This window comes from Deltaproteobacteria bacterium (assembly GCA_016183235.1).
In the GTDB taxonomy this organism is placed as follows: domain Bacteria; phylum UBA10199; class UBA10199; order DSSB01; family JACPFA01; genus JACPFA01.
Map to the genome: position 1 here is coordinate 24412 of JACPFA010000037.1, position 6000 is coordinate 30411.

The window sequence follows — 6000 nt, forward strand, 5'->3', positions numbered from 1 at the left end:
AGCAATCCGACCGAAGGTCGTCCCGAGGCTTAGCGAGGGATCTCCTCGTTTGCAGGAGATCCTTCGCTATCGCTCAGGACGATGCTTTGCATCGGATTGCCACGCTCGTTATCATGGGTCCCCGCCTTCGCGGGGATGACACCGCTCGCAATGACAACAATTAGAATCACAATGCAGCCCCACGGTAACACATCACCCCACTGCACATAAAGCGTTTTTCCCGTTCGCATGGGTAATGCTGTGGTGTAAACATTGGTTTCATACAACTTGCTCTGCCACAAAATCTTTCCGGTGAAATCAATATGGGCACTAACCCCGGTATTGGTAGAGCGCAGCACGTCCCGCCTGGTTTCAACCGCGCGCATTTGCGAAAAAGCCAAATGCTGAAAGGCTGCTGAAGAATATTGATACCAAGCATCGTTGGTCGTATTAATCAGCACATGGGCCCCATTCGCCACCAACTTACGCGATAATTCTGGAAAAAGATCTTCAAAACAAATCAAAGTAGCCAACAACCAACCTTGGTAATTAATGGATTTGAGGGCATCACCCGGCGACAGGTCCTCCCCTTCACCCGCTAGTTTATCCGCAAAAAAGAAAATTGATTTTAAAGGAATGTATTCCCCAAAAGGCACCAAATGATTTTTATGATAATAATCTAAAGTTCTACCTTGGCGATTGACCAACAAAACCGAATTGAAATTGCGATCAAATTTGCCCACCGCATAATCGTGGATCGAAAGCGTTACCGCTGACAAAAGTAATTCTGCTCGCACAATCGGCAATTCAAAGGGCAACACCTCCATGTCGTAGGCAAGAATATAAGGTGAAGCTGCTTCAGGCCAAAGAATGAGTTGCACATCTTTCTTTTCTAAAACGCCAGTTAGATTTTTAAGAATTTCTAAAACTTCATCGGCTTTTTCTTCGACCCATTTTTCATCTTGGGGAATATTGGGCTGTACGGTTCCCACTTGCAAAGTGCTAAGCGCTTTTTCACGAGAAAGTTGTTTTAAACGAAAATGCCCATAACCCAGCGTGAAGGCCAAGGCTGCTAGCGCACTTACCATGATCCACTTGGCAGCCGCTGTTTTTTTGCCTTGAACTATCAAACAAAGTTGAAAAATAGCTTCATTAACCAGCACGATTAAAAAAGTAATCCCATACACCCCTACTACATCGGCTATTTGCACAAGATGAAGCAAGTTAGCTTGAGTATAACCCAATTGATTCCACGGGAATCCCCCAAAGGGAAAATAATTGCGCAAAAATTCAACCCCCACCCACACCAAAGGCCGAACCAAACTAACCGACACATGAATATGTTCGGCCAATTTTTGACTGAGCCAAAAAATACTGCCCAAATAAAATCCTAAAATTACCCAAAGCCCCAACGACAAAATTAAACTTAAAAATAAGGGCATATTGCCATAAGAATAAAGGGCAATATTAATCCAAAATAACGACGTAGCAAAAAAGACGGTCTGACTTGCCGTGCCATAAAATAGGCACCCTTTCGGCGTCTCCCCTCGCAAAGCCCAAAACAGTGGCACCCAAGCGACAAAGGCTAAAGGTGCCATGTTCGGCAAGGCCACACCTTGAATCATGGTAGGAAAACTAAGGCCTGCGATAATACCACTTAAAAGGGTTAAGGTTATTTTCATAAAGGAAACGAGGCTGGTAAAATTTTAGTTAGGATTTTGCTTTCTTTCTGGCGGAACAATTTAAATTCACGCAGCGATCGCTCATGATCAAGCCCGCTTAAATGCACCATGCCATGGGCAACCAACCTCACCAGTTGGTCAACCAAGCGAACCCCCAAGGCTAACGCCTGCCGCTTGGCCACCTCCCGGCAGATATAGATTTCTCCTAACATCCAGGGTAATTGCTTGGTTGCTTTTGTATCGATGGGGAAAGAAAGCACGTCGGTGGCTTTATTTTTCTTTCGATACCGATGGTTGAGTTTAGCAATTGTTTTCTTACCCACGATGACAATATTCACGTGCGCCTTTTCTAACTTTAACCGTCGCAACAAAAGACCAGCGCAATGCTCTAAATATTTTAGGGAAGGAATAGGATTCTTAACTCTTAGGATGACTTGAGGCGGCAAGGGGCCCTTCTTTATCATTTAAATTTTTAACCAAAGAAATCTTGGGTTTCTCGTTTTTTTCTTCTGGAATATCGGGATATTCAATCCGCTGATGATAAATCCCCAGTAACACATTCACAAAACTTTCGCCAATGAGATGTAAGTCTTTTAAAGTCAATTCACATTCATCGAGCTGCTCTTCACTAAAATTTTTATTAACGATCTTTTGCACCATGGCCTGCACCTTGGCCGGTGTTTTTTCGGGCAAAGATCGCACCGCTGCCTCCACACCATCGGCCAACAAAATAATCCCAGACTCTCGAGTTTGCGGGCGTGGGCCGGGGTAACGATAATCTTTTTCATTCACCGTATGCAAATTAGGGTCTTCTTGTTCTTTGGCCTTGTTGTAAAAATAAGTCATGATCTTGGTGCCTTGATGCTCAGGGATAAAGGCTGCAATGCGTTGGGGCAATTTGTATTGTTTGGCCAATTCTAAACCCTCTTTTACATGCGAGCTAATCACCAACGCACTCATGGAAGGTGAAAGCTTGTCATGACGATTTTCACCCCCTTGTTGATTTTCAATAAAATAAGGCGCCTTTTTCATTTTACCAATGTCATGAAAATAAGCCCCCACCCGGCACAGCAAAGGGTTAGCCCCAATCCCGCGCGCAGCAGCCTCCGCTAAGATCGAAACGAGTTGGCTGTGATGATAAGTCCCCGGGGCTTTGAGAATCATTTCTCGCAATAAGGGGTGGTTATTGTTGCCCAACTCTAGCAACGTGATGTCAGAAGTGTAATCAAAAATGGTTTCAGCCACTGGGCTCAACACCATCACATAGAAAGAACTGATAATTCCACCAATAAAACCAAAGGCAACGGTGTAAAAAAGATCCATGGCCCCCAAGGCCTCGGTGGGCGAAGCAAATTGAATGAGCTTAATTGAAAAAATAACAATACAATTAAAAGCGCCGGTAACCAGGCCCGCCTTTAAAATTGAGCTTCGCTTGTCAGCATAGGCAATGCTGCTGGCTGCCGTAATGCTGCTCATGAGCAAGTAAATAGGTAACCCTAGGTCACCGCCTAAAAACAAACCGGCGAGCGAAGTAGCTGCAACAGAAAATACCAAGGCTACCTCAGAATTGATGAGTATGCGCACCAGCATGACCGAACCTGCCATCGGAATGGCATAATATAAAATGTGGCTGGGCACGTCGGTTGGAAATAATTCTTTGATGGCCCCACTCATCGAGGCAAAAAATCGCACGGTGATAAGTAAAATAAAAAGATTAGAACCCAAAAAAATCAGGTCCTGCCGGCTGGGCTTAAACTTACGAATAAAACGATAAGCAAAGGTGTAAATAATCAGAATAAGCAAGGCCACAAATAAAACTGTACCCACAAATTTTAAAAGATAGCTGGTTTGTTTTTTCTGTTTTTGGATCCCATCAAGAATCGTGATGTGCCGTTGGGTGAAAGATTCGCCACTGCGAATGATATATTCCCCTGCCCCTACCTTGATGGTCACCGCAGGCACATTTTTAACCGCTTGGGCTTTTTGGTATTCGGTTTCTTTAGCATTGTAAAAGGCATTGGGCTTGATTAAAAGGCTTGTAATATGTAGAATTTTTTTCTCATGGGCTTGCAACAGTGGCCCTAACGAAAATTGGTCGGTGTCAAAACTTTCTAGACCGCTAATGACTTCGTCATAAGATTTTAAAATCGAAAGGTCTTTGACCACTCTTTCTTCGTTAACCCGCTCGACACCTTCTTCTTTATCAACTTCAAGCGTTCTCAAGATAATCCCCTTACCCTCCGTCATAGCCATCATGTCTTGATCAGAGGATATAAGGCCCAGCATCATTTGGCGCAACACTTTAAGCACAGCCACTTCCAACAATTCGCTATAACTTTGATTGTATAAAAATTTTCCGTCTTCTTCAGAAAGTTTTACCCCTAATCTTTGAGTTAAACTTTCGGTTAATTCAGCAACAGGGATGTTAGGGCTCGTTTTTAATTTATCGCGTAGTTCCACAAAAGCTTGATCAACCTTGATTTCTAGCTCCGTTGCCACACTGGGATAATAATCAAAGGTAGCTAACACGCTATCAAGAGCCTCTTGCCGATAGGTTGTCGTGGTTTGTTCATCGACAATGGAATAGGCTTGATCGGCCTTAATATCTTTGGGTGCCTTTTGCCCTAATTTAACGTCGGAGGGTAAATAACTCACATGAAAGGAGAGGGTCAGCGACAAGGCTGCAACCATGAGAATAAAGAGAAACCACCCCATATACGAAGAATGCAAAAATTGAGTAAGGCTTGAAAAATCTTGCCGGCTAAAACCACCTAAAACTTTTTTTAAACTTTTTTCTAGTTTGTAATCAATCATGGTTTATTCACCCGTAATTTGAATCGTAATTTCCCGACGACCTATCTTGTCGTCAAAGTCTAACACCACCACATCAAGCCACGCCCCAATGACGAGCTTGGAATCTTTAATTGGCAGACTTACATTCGAACCCACCAGAGCTGCCCGCAAGTGAGCAAAATCGTGGCCACTCCCCGACCGTCGGGAGGGCCGAGCAGGTTTTTTCTCAGGCTCGGGCACCAAACGCACCAACAGATCCTTAAACTGTTCCATTAACTTTGCATCATTTTCCAACAAGGCCACTCCAGCACTCCCATTCGTCACGAGCACGGTCAAGAGCCCATTTTTGGCCCCAGAATCTCGAATCGCCCGCTTGGCCTCATGAGTTGCAATGAGTAAATCAACCCCCGCCGTGGAATTAAGGTAATAATTTTGCAGGAAATTCACCGCCGTATAATAACTTAAGCGTGTTGTTTGAGGCAAGTAATATGGCCTAAAACATGATGCGTTGCGTTATTATTGAAAGACGTTTTATGATCAAAGGCTTTAAATTTTAAGGAGAATTCGCAATTTCACGATTGACTCTTCCCGATAATAAATCTTAGGACGGCTTAAACCGCAATAAGCCACCTCAAGGGACGTACTAATTTATGGTAATTACAGCAAAAAACACGACAACCCCCCCCACCGATCGCATCCCCCAATCCGTCAAAAATACCCATCGAGCCACCACGGCTTTTATAAATTTAATGAATTCTCCCGTGCAATCCACGCAACGTGCGGGTTTGCGCGGTAAAACTCCACCGGTTTATTTTGCTCAAACCTTTCGTCCCACGTTTTGGACCCAAAACTCTCGCTATAGTCCGTTCATGAACGGCTTTGTCCGCTATAACTTCCCGCTAGGGGTGGGAAGTCATTACAGCCCCAAACCCGCCGGGAAAACCATCTTCGACAAAGTCAAACCCTACATGAATCATATCCGGCTGGCTTCTCGCCAATTCAACCTACCACCGGAACTCATTGCCGGCTTCATTGTGCAAGAGTCAGGCGGCAAACCCTTTGCCCGTTCGCATTGTGGGGCCATGGGTCTCATGCAACTCATGCCTCAAACTGCCCGTGGTTTGGGTGTCACCAATCCCTACGACCCTTTGCAAAACATCTTCGGTGGTGCCAAGTACATCCGACAAATGCTCAACAAATTTGGCCGGCTCGACTTTGCCGTAGCCGCCTACAACGCAGGCCCAGGTGCCGTGATGAAACACGGCGGCATCCCCCCCTTCAAAGAAACCCAAGGCTACGTCCCTAACGTCTTAAGCTTCACCCGCCAATTCACCCATCAACGCACCTTCGCCAACCTTGCGAGTAATTTTATTCGCGCCTAAAAAGAGAGTTAAGCGACTTTGCCGTTGAGTTAGCTTTTTCGACCCGGCGCTCCATCGCCGACCCTCATATGGATGACCTCTTGGTCAAGGCTAAAGCGATCGTCCAGAGGGATTGAGATTTGGACTGAAGGAGCCTCGAGAACTTTTCAACCTCATATTCGCGT

The 6000-nt window shown here is 45.0% G+C and carries 5 protein-coding genes; 1 reads left to right on the top strand and 4 read right to left on the bottom strand.

Annotation, left to right across the window (positions count from 1 at the left end; all coding sequences use genetic code 11):
* Positions 1 to 29: 29 nt before the first annotated feature.
* From lnt to HYU97_09375, 4 genes are read right to left on the bottom strand one after another with little or no spacing between them, the layout of a single operon-like run.
* On the bottom strand, positions 30 to 1661 hold the full coding sequence (gene lnt, locus HYU97_09360; protein MBI2336949.1) for an apolipoprotein N-acyltransferase: 1632 nt from the start codon (positions 1659 to 1661) through the stop codon (positions 30 to 32).
* Positions 1658 to 2032, bottom strand: coding sequence for an rRNA maturation RNase YbeY (gene ybeY / locus HYU97_09365; protein ID MBI2336950.1), 375 nt, complete (start codon positions 2030 to 2032; stop codon positions 1658 to 1660). The genes lnt and ybeY overlap by 4 nt, the downstream gene beginning before the upstream one ends.
* A gap of 46 nt (positions 2033 to 2078) precedes the next feature.
* On the bottom strand, positions 2079 to 4475 hold the full coding sequence (locus HYU97_09370; GenBank protein MBI2336951.1) for an HDIG domain-containing protein: 2397 nt from the start codon (positions 4473 to 4475) through the stop codon (positions 2079 to 2081).
* Between the two features lie 3 nt (positions 4476 to 4478).
* Positions 4479 to 4901, bottom strand: coding sequence for a YjbQ family protein (locus HYU97_09375; GenBank protein ID MBI2336952.1), 423 nt, complete (start codon positions 4899 to 4901; stop codon positions 4479 to 4481).
* A 302-nt stretch (positions 4902 to 5203) separates the two neighbouring features.
* Here HYU97_09375 and HYU97_09380 point away from each other — a divergent pair, with 302 nt between their 5' ends.
* Positions 5204 to 5836 carry a lytic transglycosylase domain-containing protein gene (locus tag HYU97_09380; protein MBI2336953.1) on the top strand — a complete coding sequence of 211 codons (633 nt, stop codon included), beginning with the start codon at positions 5204 to 5206 and terminating at the stop codon, positions 5834 to 5836.
* Positions 5837 to 6000: the final 164 nt, after the last annotated feature.